Annotated in this window: 16 protein-coding genes and 2 tRNA genes; 9 read left to right on the top strand and 9 right to left on the bottom strand. The window is 68.2% G+C overall.

Translation table 11 applies throughout. The annotated features are described in order from the left end of the window. Nucleotides 1-8: 8 nt before the first annotated feature. Nucleotides 9-803, bottom strand: a complete 795-nt coding sequence (locus ACZ50Q_RS02530; protein WP_464080443.1) for an IclR family transcriptional regulator — start codon at nt 801-803, stop codon at nt 9-11. 102 nt (nt 804-905) lie between these two features. Between ACZ50Q_RS02530 and ACZ50Q_RS02525 the strand changes: the two genes are divergently transcribed. From ACZ50Q_RS02525 to ACZ50Q_RS02510, 4 genes are read left to right on the top strand one after another with little or no spacing between them, the layout of a single operon-like run. After that, entirely contained in the window at nt 906-1895 is a 990-nt protein-coding gene (locus ACZ50Q_RS02525) for a Bug family tripartite tricarboxylate transporter substrate binding protein (RefSeq protein ID WP_464080442.1), read from the top strand. A gap of 21 nt (nt 1896-1916) precedes the next feature. Beyond that, nucleotides 1917-3422 (top strand): class I adenylate-forming enzyme family protein, encoded by a 1506-nt coding sequence (locus ACZ50Q_RS02520; RefSeq protein ID WP_464080441.1) that lies wholly within the window; start codon nt 1917-1919, stop codon nt 3420-3422. Beyond that, on the top strand, nt 3419-4207 hold the full coding sequence (locus tag ACZ50Q_RS02515; RefSeq protein ID WP_092582834.1) for a citryl-CoA lyase: 789 nt from the start codon (nt 3419-3421) through the stop codon (nt 4205-4207). The genes ACZ50Q_RS02520 and ACZ50Q_RS02515 overlap by 4 nt, the downstream gene beginning before the upstream one ends. Next, nucleotides 4204-5016, top strand: a complete 813-nt coding sequence (locus ACZ50Q_RS02510; RefSeq protein WP_464080440.1) for an SDR family NAD(P)-dependent oxidoreductase — start codon at nt 4204-4206, stop codon at nt 5014-5016. Before ACZ50Q_RS02515 ends, ACZ50Q_RS02510 begins: the two co-directional genes overlap by 4 nt. 56 nt (nt 5017-5072) lie before the next feature. On the opposite strand, the gene ACZ50Q_RS02505 is transcribed toward ACZ50Q_RS02510, so the two are convergent. Beyond that, the gene (locus ACZ50Q_RS02505; RefSeq protein ID WP_464080439.1) at nt 5073-6065 is read right to left on the bottom strand and encodes a Bug family tripartite tricarboxylate transporter substrate binding protein; all 993 of its coding nucleotides are present in this window, start codon (nt 6063-6065) and stop codon (nt 5073-5075) included. A gap of 66 nt (nt 6066-6131) precedes the next feature. Continuing rightward, nucleotides 6132-7229: a mandelate racemase/muconate lactonizing enzyme family protein gene (locus ACZ50Q_RS02500; protein WP_464080438.1), complete on the bottom strand. Its 1098-nt coding sequence runs from the start codon at nt 7227-7229 to the stop codon at nt 6132-6134. 105 nt (nt 7230-7334) lie between these two features. On the opposite strand from ACZ50Q_RS02500, the gene ACZ50Q_RS02495 reads away from it, so the two are divergent. Beyond that, nucleotides 7335-8288 carry a LysR family transcriptional regulator gene (locus ACZ50Q_RS02495; protein ID WP_464080437.1) on the top strand — a complete coding sequence of 318 codons (954 nt, stop codon included), beginning with the start codon at nt 7335-7337 and terminating at the stop codon, nt 8286-8288. Between the two features lie 10 nt (nt 8289-8298). Here ACZ50Q_RS02495 and ACZ50Q_RS02490 read toward each other — a convergent pair whose 3' ends face one another. After that, complete coding sequence (locus tag ACZ50Q_RS02490; protein WP_464080436.1) at nt 8299-9093, bottom strand: MetQ/NlpA family ABC transporter substrate-binding protein; 795 nt, start codon at nt 9091-9093, stop codon at nt 8299-8301. A gap of 171 nt (nt 9094-9264) precedes the next feature. Here ACZ50Q_RS02490 and ACZ50Q_RS02485 point away from each other — a divergent pair, with 171 nt between their 5' ends. Then, complete coding sequence (locus tag ACZ50Q_RS02485) at nt 9265-10338, top strand: DUF6817 domain-containing protein (RefSeq protein WP_464080435.1); 1074 nt, start codon at nt 9265-9267, stop codon at nt 10336-10338. A gap of 19 nt (nt 10339-10357) precedes the next feature. Here the strand turns inward: ACZ50Q_RS02485 and ACZ50Q_RS02480 are convergent, their stop codons facing one another. From ACZ50Q_RS02480 to hemA, 5 genes are all read right to left on the bottom strand, one after another. Next, on the bottom strand, nt 10358-10918 hold the full coding sequence (locus ACZ50Q_RS02480) for a UbiX family flavin prenyltransferase (protein ID WP_464080434.1): 561 nt from the start codon (nt 10916-10918) through the stop codon (nt 10358-10360). An 8-nt stretch (nt 10919-10926) separates the two neighbouring features. After that, nucleotides 10927-11253 (bottom strand): Grx4 family monothiol glutaredoxin, encoded by a 327-nt coding sequence (gene grxD / locus ACZ50Q_RS02475; RefSeq protein WP_076517441.1) that lies wholly within the window; start codon nt 11251-11253, stop codon nt 10927-10929. 193 nt (nt 11254-11446) lie between these two features. Continuing rightward, nucleotides 11447-12280: a peptide chain release factor N(5)-glutamine methyltransferase gene (gene prmC, locus ACZ50Q_RS02470; protein WP_092582839.1), complete on the bottom strand. Its 834-nt coding sequence runs from the start codon at nt 12278-12280 to the stop codon at nt 11447-11449. A gap of 10 nt (nt 12281-12290) precedes the next feature. Continuing rightward, nucleotides 12291-13373, bottom strand: coding sequence for a peptide chain release factor 1 (prfA, locus tag ACZ50Q_RS02465; protein WP_076517446.1), 1083 nt, complete (start codon nt 13371-13373; stop codon nt 12291-12293). A gap of 85 nt (nt 13374-13458) precedes the next feature. Next, nucleotides 13459-14733 (bottom strand): glutamyl-tRNA reductase, encoded by a 1275-nt coding sequence (gene hemA / locus ACZ50Q_RS02460; protein WP_464080433.1) that lies wholly within the window; start codon nt 14731-14733, stop codon nt 13459-13461. A gap of 330 nt (nt 14734-15063) precedes the next feature. Between hemA and ACZ50Q_RS02455 the strand changes: the two genes are divergently transcribed. From ACZ50Q_RS02455 to ACZ50Q_RS02445, 3 genes are all read left to right on the top strand, one after another. Next, nucleotides 15064-15139, top strand: a tRNA-Phe gene (locus ACZ50Q_RS02455). A 151-nt stretch (nt 15140-15290) separates the two neighbouring features. Continuing rightward, a tRNA-Phe gene (locus tag ACZ50Q_RS02450) sits at nt 15291-15366 on the top strand. Nucleotides 15367-15581: 215 nt separating this feature from the next. Further along, nucleotides 15582-18044: a mechanosensitive ion channel family protein gene (locus tag ACZ50Q_RS02445; protein WP_464080432.1), complete on the top strand. Its 2463-nt coding sequence runs from the start codon at nt 15582-15584 to the stop codon at nt 18042-18044. Nucleotides 18045-18051 lie beyond the last annotated feature (7 nt).

The raw sequence follows: 18051 nt of genomic DNA, 5'->3' as shown, positions 1-18051 counted from the left end.
CCCGGGCATCAGCCCCGGCCGCCCGGCGCCCCCCCGTGATGCATGCCGAATCCGCTCTGCGCCAGTTGCGCGCGGATCAGGTCGGCAATGCTGCGCTGGCGCGGGGCCTGCATCCGGCTGATCAGGCTGGACACGCTGACCGCCAGCCGCGGATAGCCCCCCGCGTCGCATAGCGCCACCCCCACCCCCAGCACCCCCGGCACCGCCGCGTTGCCCACCACCGCCCAGCCCCGGTCGCGCGTGTTCTCGACCAGCCGGCGCATCTGCGCGACCGTCATGCCGCCGTAGGCGCGCAGCGCCTGCTCGTTCTGCACCACCACCTCGTCGGCCTCGGCGGCGGGCAAGGCGCCCAGCAGCGCCAGCCCCGCCGCCCCCACGCCCAACGGCTGGCGGTGCCCGACCGTGACGGCCAGCACCTGCACCGGATAGTTGCCGACCTCGCGATGCAGGCACAGGGAATCGTTGGCCGCCCGGCAGATGAGAAACGCTGAATCCCCGCTGACATCGCTGATCTGGCGCAGCAGCGGCCGCAGGCTGCGCACGGCCTGCGCGTGCGGGTCGCCGGCCATCATCACGCCCAGCTCGGCCACCCGCCAGCGCGGCGCATCCGATTCGCGCAGCGCATAGCCCTCTTCGACCAGCACGTCCAGGTAGCGGTACACGGTGGATCGCTGCATGTCCGCCGCCCGCGCGATGTCGACCACGTGCATGCCGGCCGCGCCGGCCTGGCGCAGCACGCCCAGCACCCGCAGCCCGCGCCGCAGGATGCGCGGACCAGAACCCTCGGAATCCGGTTTGTTCAATTTCTGGACACCTTGCGTTGATGACGCCCCCATCAAAGCCGAATATGAAGGCGGACAGACAGAGATTTGTCCAATTATTAGACAAACAGGACGGAGACAACAATGAAGACATTCGGCAAGCGCTGGACCGCTGCGGCGGTGGCCTTGAGCGGCAGCCTGCTGGCCGCCGCCCCCGCCTGGGCGGCCAACCCCTACCCCGAACGCCCCATCACCCTCGTGGTCGGCTACGCCGCGGGCGGCGCCACCGACATCGTGGCGCGCCTGATGGCAAAGTCGCTCTCGGAAGAGCTGAAGCAGACGGTCGTCGTCGAGAACAAGACCGGGGCCAACAGCAACATCGGCGCCGAGATCGTCTCGCGCGCGGCGCCGGACGGCTACACGCTGTATGTGGGCTCCATCGCCAACACCATCAACCGCACGCTGTACAGCCAGCTCAACTACGACTTCGTCAAAGGCTTCGAGCCGGTGGGCCTGCTGGCGACCATCCCGAACATCCTGGTCGTCAATCCCAAGCTGCCGATCAAGACCGTGCAGGAGTACATCGCCTACGCCAAACAGCATCCCGGCAAGCTGACCTGCGCCTCTTCGGGCAGCGGCTCGTCCATTCACCTGTCGTGCGAACTGTTCAAGATGAAGACCGGCACGGACATCCTGCACGTGCCCTACCGCGGCAGCGGTCCGGCGGTGGCGGACCTGCTGGGCGGCCAGGTCGATTCCATGTTCGACAACCTGCCCTCGTCGCTGCCCCACGTGCAGGCGGGCAAGCTGCGCGCCATCGGCGTCACGTCGCCCAAGCGCCTGCCGGTCACGCCCGACGTGCCCACGCTGGACGAGTCCGGCCTGCCCGGCTTTGACGTGGAATCGTGGTTCGGCCTGGTGGCGCCCGCCGGCACGCCGCGCCCCGTCATCGACCGCCTGAACCAGGCGGTGAACAAGGCGCTCGCCAGCCCCGAGCTGCAGGCGTCGTACAAGCAGGGCGGCTTCTTTGCCCCGCAACAGCCCAACACGCCCGAGACCTTTGGCAAGAAGATCGCCAGCGAGATCGACAAGTGGGGCGCCGTCGTGAAAAGCGCCAATCTCAAGGCCAACTAGCACTCGCATCAAGGAGCACAGGTGTACCCGATCGACTTTTTCTTCCGCGCGGCTGAACGCCATCCGGACCGCGTGGCGCTCGACGGTCCGCAGGGCCCGGTCACTTACGCGCGGCTGGCTGCCGACACCCGCGCGCTGGCGGCGGCCCTGCAGGACCTGGACCCCGAGCCCCAGACGCGCGTGGCGATCTGCGCGGGCAATTCCGCGCGCCACATCCTTGCGCTGCTGGCCGTGCTGGCCAGCGGCAAGGTGTGGGTGCCGCTCAATTACCGCAGCACCGCGCGGGAGATCGGCCGCATCCTGGACGCCACGGAACCGTCCATCGTGATCGTGGACAGCGTGGGCGCGCCGCTGGTGCCGGCGGGGCCGGCGCGGCGCATCAGCCTGGACGACGACGCCGAGGCACCGACGCTGGCCGGCCTGCTGGCGGGCTTCGCGGGACGCGAGCCGGTCCGCCACGCGCTGCCGCGCGACGCCACGCAGGCCATCAAGTTCACGGGCGGCACCACCGGCCTGCCCAAGGGCGTGATGCAGCCGTATCACGCCTGGAACGCCGGCATCATCAACCAGATCATGCACTGGGGGCTGACCGCCGAAGACCGCTATGTGGTGTCGGCTCCCATCACGCATGGCACAGGCACCTACCTGCTGCCGGTGCTGGCACAGGGCGGCTCCCACCTGCTGCTGGACCAGGTCACCCCCGCCACCATCACCGCGGCGTTTCGCGAGCGCGGCGGCACGCTCAGCTTCATGCCGCCCACCCTGATCTACATGATCATGGCGCAGCCCGGCGTCTCCCGCGCCGACTTCCCGCGGCTGCGCAACCTGATCTACGGCGGCGCGCCCATGCCCGTCGAAAAGATCGAGCGCGCGCGCGCCTTCTTCGGCCCCGTGCTGGGCACGACCTACGGCCAGACCGAGGCGCCGCAGATCGTCACCGTGCTGCGGCCCGCCGACCTGGAAGCGCCGGAGAACCGCGCCTCGGTCGGCCGTGTCACGCACCTGTCCGACGTGGCCATCATGGGCCCGGACGGCGCGCTGCTGCCCCGCGGCGAGATCGGCGAGGTCGTCGTGCAGGGCGACCTGGTGATGACCGGCTACTGGCGGCTTCCGGAAAAAACCGCCGAGACCGTAATCGACGGCTGGCTGCACACCGGCGACACCGGCCTCATCGACGCCCGCGGCTACCTGTTCCTGAAGGACCGGCTGCGCGACGTCATCATCACCGGCGGCTTCAACATCTATCCGGTCGACGTCGAAAACGCGCTGTCCGCGCATCCGGCCGTGTACGAGTGTTCCGTGTTCGGACTGCCCGACGACAAATGGGGCGAAGCCGTCCACGCCGCCGTCCAGCTGCATCCCGGGGCGCTCGCCAGCGACGACGAACTCAAGGCCCACGTCCGGGCGCTGCTCGGCCCTGTGGCCACGCCCAAGCAGATCCATTTCCACGACAGCCTGCCGCGCTCCAGCGTGGGCAAGGTACTCAAGAACGCGGTGCGCGACGCCGCCCTGAAGGAAACGCCATGAAGCAACCCGAAACCCGCCTTTGCGCCCACCACCTTACCGGCATGTCCTATCGCGACGTGGACCTGGTGGAAGACCTGATCGGCAAGAAGTCCTTCACCGAGGTCATGATCATGCAGATCCTGGGCCGCGATGCGCGCCCCGTCGACATGCGCATCGTGGACGCCGTGCTGGTCACGCTGATGGAACACGGCATGACGCCCAGCGCGATCGCCACGCGGCTGATCTACATGAGCGCGCCCGAGAACCTGCAGGGCGCGGTGGCGTCCGGCCTGATGGCCGTGGGCAGCCAGTTCGTCGGCACCATGGAGAACTGCTCGCGCCTGCTGGACCGCATCCGCCAGGCCGCGGACGGCCCGGCCGAAGCCCTGGCGATCGCGCGGGAGTTCCGGTCCACGCGCAGCGCGCTGCCCGGCTTTGGCCATCACCTGCACAAGCCGGACGATCCGCGCGCGATCAAGCTGCTGGCGCTGGCCGAGGCGGAAAGCGAACTGGGCGGCCAATCCATCCAGGCGCTGCGCTGGCTGGCCAGCGCGGTGGACGAGACCTACGGCAAGCACATCACCATCAACGCCACGGGCGCCGTGGCCGCGCTGCTCAGCGAGATCGGCGTGCCCACGGACCTGATGCGCGGCTTTGCCGTCATCTCGCGCGCGGCGGGTCTCGTTTCCCACGTTGCCGAAGAACAGCAGAGCCCGTCGGGCCGCTACATCTGGGAAACCATCGACCACGCCATCCCCTACGTGGGCAAGGGCAAGAGCCACCAGCAAGGCGGCGAGCCATCATGACGGGCGGCACCGGCACACGGTTGGCCGGCAAGGTGGCGCTGGTGACGGGCGCGGGCACGTCGGCGCCCGGCTGGAGCATCGGCAAGGCGAGCTGCGTGACGCTGGCGCGCCAGGGGGCCGCCATCGTCGCGCTGGACGCCAGCCTAGCCGCTGCCGAAGAGGCCGCGCATGAGGTGGCCCTGGCCGGCGGCAGCGCGCTGCCGGTGCAGGCCGACGTCGCCGACCCGGCCGCCATGCAGGCGGCGGTCGACGCGGCGCTGGGACGGTACGGCCGCATCGACATCCTGCAGGCCAACGCGGGCATCGGCAAGGTGGGCGGCCCCGAGGACATCTCGCTGCAGGACTGGGACCGCATCCAGCAGGTCAACGTGACCAGCCTGCTGATCGCCACGCGGCTCCTGGCGCCCCTCATGCGCGCGCAGGGCGGCGGCGCCATCGTGGCCGTGTCGTCGATCGCGGGCATCCGGTACACCGGCTATCCGCATCTGGCCTACAGCGTCAGCAAGGCGGCCGTCATCCATTTCGCGCGCATGGCCGCGCAGCAGTATGCCGCCGACCGCATCCGCGTGAACACGGTGATTCCGGGGCTGATCGACACGCCGCGCGTCGCCGGCAACGTCGCGCGGATGTTCGATGCGAACGACCTGGACGCCGCGCGCGCGGCCCGCGACCGGCAGGTGCCGTTGGGGCGCATGGGCACGCCCTGGGAAGTCGCCAACGCCGTGGCGTTCCTGGCGTCGGACGAGGCTTCCTACATCACCGGAACGGAACTGGTCGTCGATGGCGGACTGACCGGCAAGTACGCCTGAGGCGCGCCGGCGCCGCTGGTCCGCCCGTCTGGTTTGCCTTTGTTATTCCGCCCTTCTTATTCCGCCTTGATGTTGCCGCGCTGGATCACGCCCGTCCACTTGGCCACGTCGTCGCGGATGCGCTGGGCGAATTGCGCCGGCGTGCTGCCGACCGGCTGAAAGCCCAGTCCGGCCAGCTTGTCGCGCAACGCGCCATTGCGCACCGAATCGGCCAGCGTCTGCGACAGGCGCTCGATGATCGGTTCCGGCACACCGGCCGGCGCGACCAGCCCGAAGAGCGGCGAGATATCCACCCCCGGCAGGCCCGCCTCGGTGAAGGTCGGCACGTCGGGCAATTGGCTGACGCGCTGCGGGCTGGTGACCGCCAGCGCGCGCAGGCGTCCCGCCTTGATGTGTTCCAGCAGCGTGGGCACGGTGGCAAAGGCGAACTGCACCTGGCCGCCCAGCAGGTCGGTGATCACGGTGCCGCCGCCGCGGTACGGCACATGCAGCACGTCCACGCCCGCCTGCTGCCGCAATTGCTCGCCGGCCAGATGCGGCCCGCTGCCGACGCCGGCCGAGCCGAACGACAGCGTGCCCGGCTGCGCCTTGGCCAGCGCCACGAAGGCGGCGAGATCGGCCGCCTTGACGGACGGATGCACCACCATGACAAAGGGCGCCGTCGCCATGAGCGAGATCGGCGCAAAGTCCTTGATCGCGTCGTAGGGCTGGCGGTCGCCCAGCAGCGCCGGATTGATGGTGAATGTGGAGTCCACCATGCCGATGGTGTAGCCATCCGGCGCCGACACGGCCAGGGCGCGCGTGCCGATGGTGGTGCCGCCGCCGCCACGATTTTCCACGACGAAAGGCTGGCCCAGCGCCTCGGCGTACACCTGCCCCGCCATGCGGCCCAACGTATCGGTGGCGGCCCCCGGGGGATAGGGGATGTACAGGCGGACCGCCTTGTCCGGATACTGTGCGGCCCGCGCCGCGAAGGTCCAGGGCAGCATGGCGCCGCCCAGCGCCATGGCCGTGCCGTTGATCAGGAACGCTCTGCGCGATGAATGCATGTCTTTGTCTCCAGGTTTATGTTCTTGGCGGGCTCTTTGGACCCTTGACGCCACGGCGCCGTGCCGTCAGGTGCTGAACCGGCCCTCGGCAAGCGCCGCTTCGGGGTCCGCGCCCAGTCCCGGGCCGTCCGGCACGCCGACCCAGCCGTCCACGATAGGCACGCTGTCGCCATAAGGCACGTGCGCCAGTTCAACGTACAGGCGTTCAAGCGACACCTCGGCCTGCTGCGCCGCGATCAGGTGCAGGCTGGCCAGGTAGCCCGGACCGAAGAACGCCACCTGCGGCGCGCACACGACGCGCGTGTCCGCACACTTTTGCGCGATGCGCCACGCGGCGGTCAGGCCCAGCTTGATGACGCTGGGCTGCACGTACTGCGCCGCTTCGCTGTCCACGATCCGTTCCAGGTCCGTCGCGCTGCTGGCGTTCTCGCCCACGGCCAGGGGGATGCCGCAGGCGCGCTTCAGTTGCGCCAACGCGCGGTCGTCCTCGGGCGGCCACAAGGGCTCTTCGATCCAGAACGGATCATGCGGGCGCATGGCCTCGATGGCGGCCTCGGCCTCGCCGGGCAGCCAGGCGCAATTGGTGTCCACCATGATGGGCACGCCCGGCCCCGTGCTGCGGCGCACGGCGGCCAGCGCATCGGCGGTGCGCTCGTGCAGCTTGATCTCGGCATAGCCTTCGTTCAGCGCGCGCGTGGTCACGGCGTCCAGGCGTTCGGCGTTGCCGTAGTACTGGAGCAGCGACGCATACACCCGCACCCGCTCGCGGCGCTTGCCGCCCAGCAGCGCGTACAGCGGCACGCCCGCGCGCTTGGCGCGCAGGTCCCACAGCGCGATGTCCAGGCCGGCCAGCGCGTGCACCACCGGCCCCGACCGCCCCAGGTTGTGCAGCGTGCGCTGCATGCCGGGCAGCAAGGTGTCGTCGTCCGCGTCGCGTCCGCAGGCCAGCGGCGCGATCAGGGTCTCGAAGATGGCGGGCAAGGCGCGCGGCTCGACGCAGTACGACTCGCCCCAGGCCACCGTCCCGTCTTCGGTCTGTACCCGGACCAGCGCGCTATCCAGCTTGTCGCGAGGACGGCCGGCAAACAGCGGCGCCGGGCTCCAGTGATGGAACGGCAGGCGCAGGGGGACGCAGGTGACGGAAACAATGGTGTTGGCGGGCATGACGGTGCGGCAGATAGCAGGAAGCGGGATGCGATGGCGCTATTCTGGCGGCCGCCCGTTCATATGGTCAAATAGATGAATTGACTATTTCCATATGAATTTCATATGTTCAACCGGCGAGAACTTCTGCTGTTGCGCGCCATGTACCGGCACGACACGGTCACGGCCGCGGCCGCCTCGGTCAACATGACGCAGCCCGCCGCCAGCGCGCTGCTGCGCGACATGGAGACGCGGTTGGGCTTTGCGCTGTTCAGCCGCGAGAACCGCCGCCTGCATCTCACCAGTCAGGGCCGCGCCCTGATACCGGAAGTGCTCAATGCGCTGGCCGGCATCGAGTCGGTGGACCGGCTTGCCGTCGACATCCGCCAGGGCGCGCTGGCGCGGCTGGACGTGGGCGCCGTCGCAATCGCGGCGTCCAGCGTGCTGCCTGCGGCCATGGCCGGCATGCGCCGCGCGCATCCCGCGGTGGCGGTAACCGTGCGGGCCGGCACCGCGCTGGAAATCATCGAAATGGCCGTGGACCACCGCATCGACCTGGGCATCATCATCGGCTCGCCGCCGGACATCGACAGGGTGTCCAGCCTGCGGCTCGCGCCATTGGGATTGCATGCGGTCATGCCCCCGGATCATCCCTGGGCGCGGCAGCCCGCGCTGACGCTGGAAGAAGTGGCCGCAGCCGGCCCCATCGTGCTGGCTACCGCCCTGCCCGCGGGCCGCGCAACGCGCCTCGCGCTGGAGGCGCGCGGCCTGCCCTATCGGCCCATCATCGAAGTGGCGCAGTCGTCAGCCGCCTGCGCCCTGGCCGCGCAAGGCCTGGGCGTGGCCATCGTCGAAAGCCTGGGCGCGCACTACGCCGAACGCCAGGGCCTGGCCGCGCGCCATCTGCTGGCGCTGGAGGACCCGGTACTAGCAGTGGTGTGGTCGCGCGACCGCGCCATGAGCGCGCCGGCGCGCCTGCTGCAGGAGGGATTGGCGGAGCAGGCGCGGATGTGGCTGTCGCGGCCCGATGCGGCGCCGCCGGCGCGCAGGCCGGCACGCGCGCGCGGGAAGCCAGGCTGAGCCCGCCGCCTTACCAGGACGTCGAGTAGGCGCCCGGAAACTGCTTGGCGACGAAGGCCTTGACCTCGTCGGACTGGTAGGCCTTGATGAAGCGCGCGATGCGCGGGTCGTCCTTGTTGTCTTCCCGCGCCGCGATCACCACAGCCGCAAACGGCGCGTCCTTGCTTTCCAGCGCCAGCGCGTCCTTGGCGGGCGACAGGCCCGCCGGGATCGCGTAGGCGGAGTTCACGGCGGCGGCGTCCACGTCCTTGAGCGAGTGCGGCAGTTGCGCGGCCTCGATCTCGATGAATTTCAGGTTCTTGGGATTGTCGGCAATGTCGAAGATCGACGCCGTGACCGTCACGCCATCCTTCAGCTTGATCAGCTTGGCGGCCTGCAGCACCAGCAACGCGCGCGCGCCATTGGTCGGATCGTTCGGAATGGCCACCTTGCCGCCTTGCGGCAGTTCGTCCAGCGACTTCACGCGCTTGGAATAGATGCCCATCTGCTGCACCACGGCAGTCGCCACCGGCACCAGCTTGTAACCGCGCGCCTTGTTCTGCGATTCCAGGAAAGGCCGGTGCTGGTAGATGTTCACGTCCAGTTCCTTGGCGTCCAGCGCGGCGTTCGGCTGGATGAAGTCGCTGAACTCGATCAGCTTGACCTTCAGGCCTTGCTTGGCGGCGACCTGCTGCACGACCTCGCCGATCTGCGCATGCGGACCGACGGTCACGCCCACTTTCAGTTCGGCGTCCTGCGCCATCGCCGAGGTGCCGGCAAATCCAATGAGGGTGGCAAGAACGGCCAGGGAATAGCGAAGGCGCATGGGAAATCTCTACAGGTAAGAAGAATGACCCCGGATTCTAGTGAGCGTCCTTCAAAACCGGAAGCGATGATTATTCATATTGATATGTGCAATCCGATATGAGCCGCGCGATGACAGCGCCGGCGCATGCGGCCACAATAGAGCCTGCTTTCATTCCTGCTTGCGCCATCCATGTCCACCAACCCCGAACTCCATCCGCACGCGCGCGCGCTGCTTGCCGACCACTACGCCGCCGTCGACCCCGACCTGCCCGACCTGCTGGATCTGCTGTTTGCGCGCAGCGCCGGCGAAGACTGGCACAAGGCCGGCACGTTCAAGCATCATCTGCTGGGCGTCTACCGCACGCTGGCGCTCTGGAACCAGCCGCGCGAAGTGCGTCTCCTGGGTCTCTTCCACAGCGTCTACGGCAACGAATACGTGGACCTCACCCTGTTTGACCGAGAACGCGAGCGCGACACGCTGCGCGGCGTGCTGGGCGCGGAGGCCGAGGAATGGGTCAGCCTGTTCTGCGCCATGCCGCGCACGAAGTTCGTGCAGGCCATCCTGCAAGGCCAGGGCACGGGCGCGGCAGGCCTGACGCTGGAAGGCGCCGACGGGCGGGTCTACACGTTCACGCCGCGCCAGGTCGCGGCGTTCACGGTCGTGTCCGCCGCCGACATCGGCGAGCAATGGCATAGCTGGCAGGACGAGATCTTCGCTGGCTATCCCCAGCAGCAGCGCCGTGACCTGAAGACAAACTGGGCGTCGTCGCTATGGCCCGGGCCGCTCAAGCCGCCGTCGAACATCCTGTCGATGCTGTCGCACCTGCTGGCGCCGCTGTCACGCATGCCGCAGGACACCGGCATTCCCATTCCGCCCGCCTTCGACCATTGCCGCGCCACGCTCAGCCCGCGCGACGAAGCCGCCGCCAGCGCGCTGTACTGGCAAGTCATCACGCGCATGCATCCGCTGACCGAAATGGACAGCGCCCGCCACATGCTGGAAGCGGCGGTCGAGCACAACCCGTGGGTGGGCGAGCCGCGCCTGCTGCTGGCGCAACTGGCGCTGACCGCGGAAGACTTCGATGCCGCCGAGCGCCACGCCGCCGCCGGGCTGGCCGCGTTGCAGGCCTGGGGCACCGCATGGGACAAGCGCATCGAATGGGCCGGATGGATGGCCTGGGCGCGCATCGAACTGCAGAATGCCCGCGCCCGGAAGTGGCCGGAAAACCTGGCCGCGCTGAACGGTCAGGGGCTGGTGGAATAAGCCCGGCAGCAATGCCGGCCTACGTGCCTTCCCAGTGCGGGCCCGGAACGACGATATCGAAAAGCTCCAGCACGCGCGCCACGGTATGGTCCACCATTTCCTCGATGGACGCGGGCCGGTGATAGAACGCCGGCAGCGGCGGAAAGACGATGCCGCCCATTTCGGTCACCGCCGTCATGTTGCGCAGGTGCGCCAGGTTGAACGGCGTCTCGCGCACCATCAGCACCAGCCGGCGGCGCTCTTTGAGCGTGACGTCCGCGGCGCGGGTGATGAGGTTATCGGACAGGCCGTGCGCCACCGCCGCCAGCGTGCGCATCGAACACGGCACGATCACCATGCCCGCGGTCTGGAACGCCCCGCTGGCCAGGGTGGCGCCCACGTCGCGCACGCTGTGGACGTGATCGGCCAACGCATAGACGTCCTGGCGGCTGACATCGAGTTCGTGCTTGATGTTCAGCACGCCCGACGCCGACACCACCAGATGCGTTTCGACGTCTTCGACGTTGCGCAGCGCCTGCAGCATGCGCACCGCATAGAGCGCCCCGGTGGCGCCCGTGATGCCGACGACGAGCCGCCGCATGACGGCCTTTATGCCGTGGCGCCGGATTGCTCCAGCAGCGTCTTCAGCTCACCGGACTCGTTCATTTCATTCATGATGTCCGAGCCGCCGATGAACTCGCCCGACACGTAGAGCTGCGGAATGGTGGGCCAGTTGGAGAATTCCTTGATGCCCTGGCGGACTTCGTCGTCCTCCAGCACATTGACGGTGACCAGCTTCTTCACGCCACAGCCCTTCAGGATCTGAATGGCCTTGCCGGAAAAGCCGCATTGCGGGAATTGGGCGGTGCCCTTCATGAACAGCACGACGGGGTGCTGGGTCACGGTTTCGCGGATGAATTCTTGAACGTCGCTCATGGTGGTCTCTTGGACTGGCAAAACGGAATTGCTCAATTATAGGTACACCCGGGAAAACGGCCCGGATTACCCCGGCGCGGCGCCGGTTTATCAGGGCGATTCCAGAGGCGGCGCGATGTAACAGACGCGCGTCCGGGCGGCGGCCTGCCGGTGCCTGACGCCCGCTACAGAGACGCCCCTCGCCCCACAGGCGTCAGGCGCCCGCCACCGGCAGCCGACCGCCCGAGATCCGCTCGATGCCCGCCAGGTCCTTGCGGCTGTGCACGCCCTCGAACCCGGCCTGGACCAGCATGTCCCGCACGGCCTGCGCCTGATCCCAGCCATGCTCCATCCACAGGGCGCCGCCTGGCTTCAGGTGGGCGTCGGCGCCCTGGATGATGCGCGCCAGGTCGTCCAGCCCGCCCGCGCCGTCCGTCAGCGCGCCACGCGGTTCGAAACGCACGTCGCCCTGCTCCAGGTGCGGATCGTCGCTGGCCACATAGGGCGGATTGGAGACGATCAGGTCAAAGCCCTCGCCGGCCGGCACGGCCTCGTACCAGCTGCCTTCGACGAACCGCACGGCGGCGGTCAGATCCCAGGCGTTGCCGGCCGCCACGGCCAGCGCGGCCGCGCTGACGTCCGACGCCATCACCCGCGCGTCGCGGCGCGCCAGCGCGATCGAAATGGCGATCGCCCCGCTGCCCGTGCCCAGGTCCAGCACGGCCGGCCCGGCCACGCCGGCGACGCATTCCAGCGCGGTTTCGACCAGCACCTCGGTGTCGGGACGGGGAATCAGCACATCGGGCGTCACGCGGAACATGTGCCCCATGAACTCGCGCCGGCCCAGCAGGTAGGCCATGGGTTCGCCGGCCAGGCGGCGCAGCGCCAGGGCCTCGTACGCCGCGGCCGCCTCGGGCGCGAGCGCATCGGTATCGTGCGCCAGCAGCCATGCGCGCGGCTTGTCCAGCACGTGCTCGAGCAGCATGCGCACCTCCAGGCGCGGCAGCCGCGCGTCGAGCAGCAGGCTCTTGATCTGGGGCGCGGTCATCGCATCGGCCTCAGATGTCGTCGCCCAGCGCGGCGAGCTGTTCGGCCTGGTGCTCGGCGATCAGCGCGCCGGTCAGTTCCTCGAGGTCGCCTTCCATGATCTGCTGCAGCTTGTACAGGGTCAGGTTGATGCGGTGGTCGGTCACGCGGCCCTGCGGGTAGTTGTAGGTGCGGATGCGCTCGGAGCGGTCGCCCGTGCCGATCAGGCTCTTGCGTTCGGCCGCCTCCTTGCTTTGGCGCTCGCGCTCTTCCTTGTCCTTCAGGCGGGCGGCCAGCACCTGCATCGCCTTGTCCTTGTTGCGGTGCTGCGAGCGGTCGTCCTGGCATTCCACCACCAGCCCGGTCGGCAAGTGGGTGATGCGCACCGCCGAGTCCGTCTTGTTGATGTGCTGGCCGCCCGCGCCGCTGGCGCGGAAGGTGTCGATGCGCAGATCGCTGGGGTTGATGACGATCTCGGACATCGCATCGGCTTCGGCCATGATGGCGACCGTGCAGGCCGACGTGTGGATGCGTCCCTGCGCCTCGGTCGCGGGCACGCGCTGGACGCGGTGCGCCCCCGACTCGAATTTCAGGCGGCCATACGCGCCGTCGCCATCGATGCGCGCGATCACTTCCTTGTAGCCGCCCAGCTCGGACGGGCTTTCCGACATCAGCTCCACGCGCCAGCCGCGCTGTTCCGCATAGCGCGTGTACATGCGCAAGAGATCGCCCGAAAACAGCGCGCTCTCATCGCCGCCCGTGCCCGCACGGATTTCCAGGAACACGCTGCGCCCGTCGTTGGGGTCGCGCGGCAGCAGCAGCAACTGCAGCGCGGCTTCCAGCGATTCGAGCTTGCCGCGCCCGGCCTTGATCTCGTCTTCGGCCATGGCCTTCATTTCGGGATCGGACAGCATCTCCTGCGCGGCCGCGATGTCGTCTTCGGAGCGGGTGAAGGCCGTGAAGGCTTCGACCACCGGCTCCAGTTCGGCGCGTTCGCGGGAAAGCTTGCGGAAGCGGTCCATGTCGGACGCGGTTTCCGGTTCGGCGAGCAGCGCGTCGACCTCGATCAGGCGATGGCACAGATGCTCCAGCCGGCTGCGCATGGAAGATTTCATGAGGGGATGACCAAAGGAGAAGACAGGAAAAGCGGGCGCCCACAAAGCGAACGCCCGCCATGAGGCGGGGCGTGGGGCAGAGCCGCTAACGGCGCGCGTCGCGGCCGGGGAACAGGCGCGGCATCCAGGCAAGCAGTCGCTTGCGTTCCTCGCCTTCGCTGCGGTTCAGCGCCGCCAGCGGGCCGTGCAGGTACTTCTGGGTCAGGCCGTGGGCCAATTGCTCGAGCACGGCCTCGGGCGATTCGCCCCGCGCGAGCAGGCGCCTGGCGCGTTCGAGTTCGGCGGCGCGTACGTCCTCGGCGGCCTGGTGCAGGTCGCGGATGACGGGCACCACTTCGCGCGATTGCATCCAGTGCATGAAGCCCTGGACACGGGTTTCTATGATGGCCTCGGCCTGCACCACCGCGGCGCGGCGAGCGTCGGAACCGGTCTGCACCAGCCGGCCCAGATCGTCCACCGAGTACAGGTACACGTCGTCCAGGCGGCCGACTTCGGGCTCGATGTCGCGCGGAACGGCCAGGTCGATCATCACCATCGGGCGGTGGCGGCGCAGGCGCGTAGCCCGTTCCACCATCCCCAGGCCGAGGATGGGCAGGGAGCTTGCCGTACAGGAGACGACGACGTCGAATTCGGATAAGCGGTCGGTCAGGTCGGACAGCTTCATCGTGCTGGCCGAAAACCGGTTGGCCAGCAGTTCGGCGCGTTCGGCCGTGCGGTTGGCCACGACCATGCTGCGCGGACGTTGCGCGGCAAAGTGCGTGGCGCACAATTCGATCATTTCGCCCGCGCCGATGAACAGCGTGCGGGCCTGGTCCAGATTGCCGAACACGCGTTCGGCCAGGCGCACGGCCGCGGCGGCCATGGATACCGACTGCGCGCCAATGGCGGTCTGCGACCGCACTTCCTTGGCCACCGAGAAGGTGCGCTGGAACATCTGGTGCAGCAGGGTGCCAAGCGAACCGGCTTCACCGGCCGCACGCACCGCGTCTTTCATCTGGCCCACGATCTGGGTTTCGCCCAGCACCATGGAATCGAGCCCGCTGGCCACGCGGAAGGCATGACGGACGGCGTCGTCCTGATGATGGCGATAGAGATGCGGGTGCAGCGTGCCGGCGTCCAGGCGATTGTGGTCGGCCAGCCAGGCGGGCAATTGATCGGCCACGTGGCCATCGGCCGCGCAGTAGATCTCGGTGCGATTACAGGTGGACAGGATGGCGGCTTCGCGGACCGATCCGCCGAACGCCGATCGCAGGCCTTCCAGGGCGGGCTTGACCAGATCGACGGGCATGGACACGCGTTCGCGGACCGACACCGGCGCGGACGTGTGATTCAGACCGAAGGCAAGGACAGCTACCGACATGTTTGAGGGATGGCTGGCGCCATCCGCGGCTGAGCGTTAAGTACTGCCACTATAAGAACAATGCGTCGCATCCGGCTTGTCGCGCATCAAAGGCGGCAAAGCGTCCGGCTGCAACAACAAACCGCTGACGATTATACCCCTGCGGGTTATCCCCAAGCCACTCCCGTCCCCAATCTCGGCCCCTTTGCACCCCTTCCCGACGCATTCGTGGCGAATATCGTGCCGTACAGCCAACAGTTGCCGCTTTCGCCCGCCCACGCAAAAAAAGCGACGCGTCGGGCTCGCGGCTGGCACAAGTCCAAAAATTTGTGTATAGTTGCGGACTTCGTTGGCCTGGTAGCTCAGTCGGTAGAGCAGAGGATTGAAAATCCTTGTGTCGGTGGTTCGATTCCGCCCCAGGCCACCAAAAGAATTTTCGGGAGCTTCGGTTCCCACAAGAAACCCAGCCCCAAGCCCAGCCCAAGCGCTGGGTTTTTTGTTAGCGCGGCGCGTTGCCGGAAATTGCTTGGCAGCGCCCCACCAGCCCCGACATTTTGTGTATAGTTGCGGGCTTCGTTGGCCTGGTAGCTCAGTCGGTAGAGCAGAGGATTGAAAATCCTTGTGTCGGTGGTTCGATTCCGCCCCAGGCCACCAAGAATCCATCAAGGCCCAGCCCGCTTCCGGCTGGGCCTTTCGCTTTAGGGTCCCCCGCCGGGTCATCCGCGGGCGCGCGCCCGGCCTCGGCACCCCAACACCGGGTATCGCCTCTCTTCTTGCCCGCGGCATTTCGCGATATCGTGACTCGCCGCCGTCCCGCAGCAGATTCCGCCCCGTTGCCGCAAATCCGTACCCCAGAACGGAGTCAACCTATGCGCCCCCGCGCACGAATCCTTTTCTGCCTCTTCGGACTGGCCCTGGCCTGGGCGCGCGTGGCGTTTGGCGCCGATGGGCCGGCGCCCGCCACGCAGACGCCGGCCGTGATCCAGATGGCTGAAATCCCGCTGCGGGCGGACACGGATCTGCGCTTTGCGGAAAACGTGCTGCAACGCGCGGCCGCGGCGGACCCCGTGTCCGCGTTCATGCCGCAGCTGGATGCGATCGCCAAGTCCGCCGACGAAAAACTCTACGAATTCCAGCCGTCGCGGCTGCGCAACTTTCCCATCATGCGGCTGGAGAGCCTGGAGCGGCATTGGCTTTTCGACGTCCGCCGGCTGGCCCGCTGGCGGGACACCATGCGGCAGGCGACCGCCTGGTATGCCAACGATGCCGCGGAGCTGCTGCGGCGACGCACGGCCTGGCAGGCGATCAAGGAAGCGCCGGGCGCGGCGGGCCTGCCGGCCGCGCTGGCCGACCGCATCGACGCGGTGATCGCGCAGTTGTCGGCGGCCGGCCAGGCGCTGTCCGGCCCGCTATCCCGCCAGGTCGAACTGGAGCAGCGCGCCAATACCATCGAGGAACAGATCAAGGCCGGCCAGCGCCAGGTGATCGAGGCAATCAACGACGTCGACGCGCGCCTGCTGCGGGTGGACTCCCCGCCGCTCTGGAATCTGGACTGGGCCAAGACTTCCGACGAAAACACGCTGTCCCTCCTGCGCGACGGCCTGGACATCGAAGCCCGCTTCGCCCGCGACTACAGCGCCGCGGGCGCCGGCAACCAGCGCGCCCTGCACGCCCTGCAGCTGCTGCTGCTGCCGCTGCTGCTCTGGCTGGCCCGCAAAAGCCGCAATGCGATCCGCAGCGGCATCATGAATGAAACCTCCGCGGGCGTGCTGGGCCGGCCGGTGTCCACCTGGGTGCTGCTGTCCATGCTGGGCGTCCTGGCGCTGGAGCCGGACGCGCCGTTGATGGTCCAGCAGATCGCCCTGGTGCTGTCGACCATACCCGTGCTGCGCCTGCTTCCGCCCTCCAGCCGGCGGCAACTGGACCATTGGCCCCGGGTGATCACGGCGCTGTTCCTGGCCGAGCGGCTGGGCTTCCTGTTCCTGGCGAACACCCTGGTCTACCGCCTGTCCACGGTGGTGATGGCGACGACGGCGCTCGCGGCCATTCTGTGGCTGCTGGCGCGCGGCCGGCGCCAGACGTATCCGCCCGGCTCCCAACGCCTGGTCCGCGCCCTGCGCGCCGTGGCCTGGAGCGCGGCCACGCTGTTGGGTGTATCCCTCGTCGCGAACTTGATCGGCAATGTGTCGCTGTCCGAAATGCTGACCAGCGGCATCATCGGCAGCGGTTATTTCGGGCTGATGCTGTACGCCGGGGTGACCGTCATCATCACGCTGCTGCAGCTTCTGCTGGCGCGACAGGGCATCTCGCGGTTCCGGCTTGCGCGCGAACATGCGCCGCCGCTGGTCCAGCTTCTGATACGCCTGCTGATGGCCGCCGCGGTGGTGGGATGGGCGATCTACACGATGGACCGCTTCCGCGTGCTGCGCTCGACCTACGCCGTGGTGACGCGGGTGCTGGCTTACACGCTGGAATTCGGCCAGATCTCCATCAGCCTGGGCAACATCCTGATCTTCGCGATCTCGGTGCTGATCGCATTCTGGGCCGCGCGCACGATACGGCTCATCCTGCACGACGAGGTGCTCACGCGCATGTCGCTGCCGCGCGGCGTGGGCAACAGCATCGCCTCGCTGTCGTACTACCTGGTGCTGCTGCTGGGCCTGGGCATCGCGCTGTCCGCGGCAGGCTTCCAGACCAGCCAGCTCACCCTGGTGTTCGGCGCCCTGGGCGTGGGCATCGGGTTTGGCCTGCAGGGCGTGGTGAACAACTTCGTATCGGGCCTGATCCTGATGTTCGAACGCCCGATCCAGCCGGGCGACGTGGTGGAAATCGGCGGCACGTCGGGCCAGGTGCGCGATATCGGCATGCGCGCCACGCGGATCAAGACCTTCGAAGGCGCCGACGTGGTCGTGCCCAACGGTACGCTGCTGTCCGACAAGCTGACCAACTGGACCATGCTGGATCGCAGCCGCCGCATCGAAATCAGCATCGGGCTGGCCTATGGCACGGAGCCAAGACAGGTGCTCGAACTGCTCGATGGCATCGCCCGCCAGACGCCTGGCGTCGTGACCGAACCCGCCCCGATGGCGCTTTTCATGGGATTTGGCGCCAGCACGCTGGATTTCAGCCTGCGCGCGTGGACCTACGACTTCGACCGATGGATCGAGATCCGCAGCGACCTGCTGGCGCGGATGTACGACGCGCTCAGAGAGGCGGGCATCAACATCCCGTTTCCGCAGCGGGACCTGCACCTGCGCAGCGTGTCGGACGACGCCAGCCGCGCGCTCTTTGCCGCCAGGCCGCCCGCGCCGGATCCGTCCCAGCCCGGCTGACGCCTGG

Source organism: Achromobacter sp. T5-5 (assembly GCF_055397965.1).
Note: the sequence above shows the minus strand (reverse complement) of the source record. Positions and strands in the feature narration are given on the sequence as shown.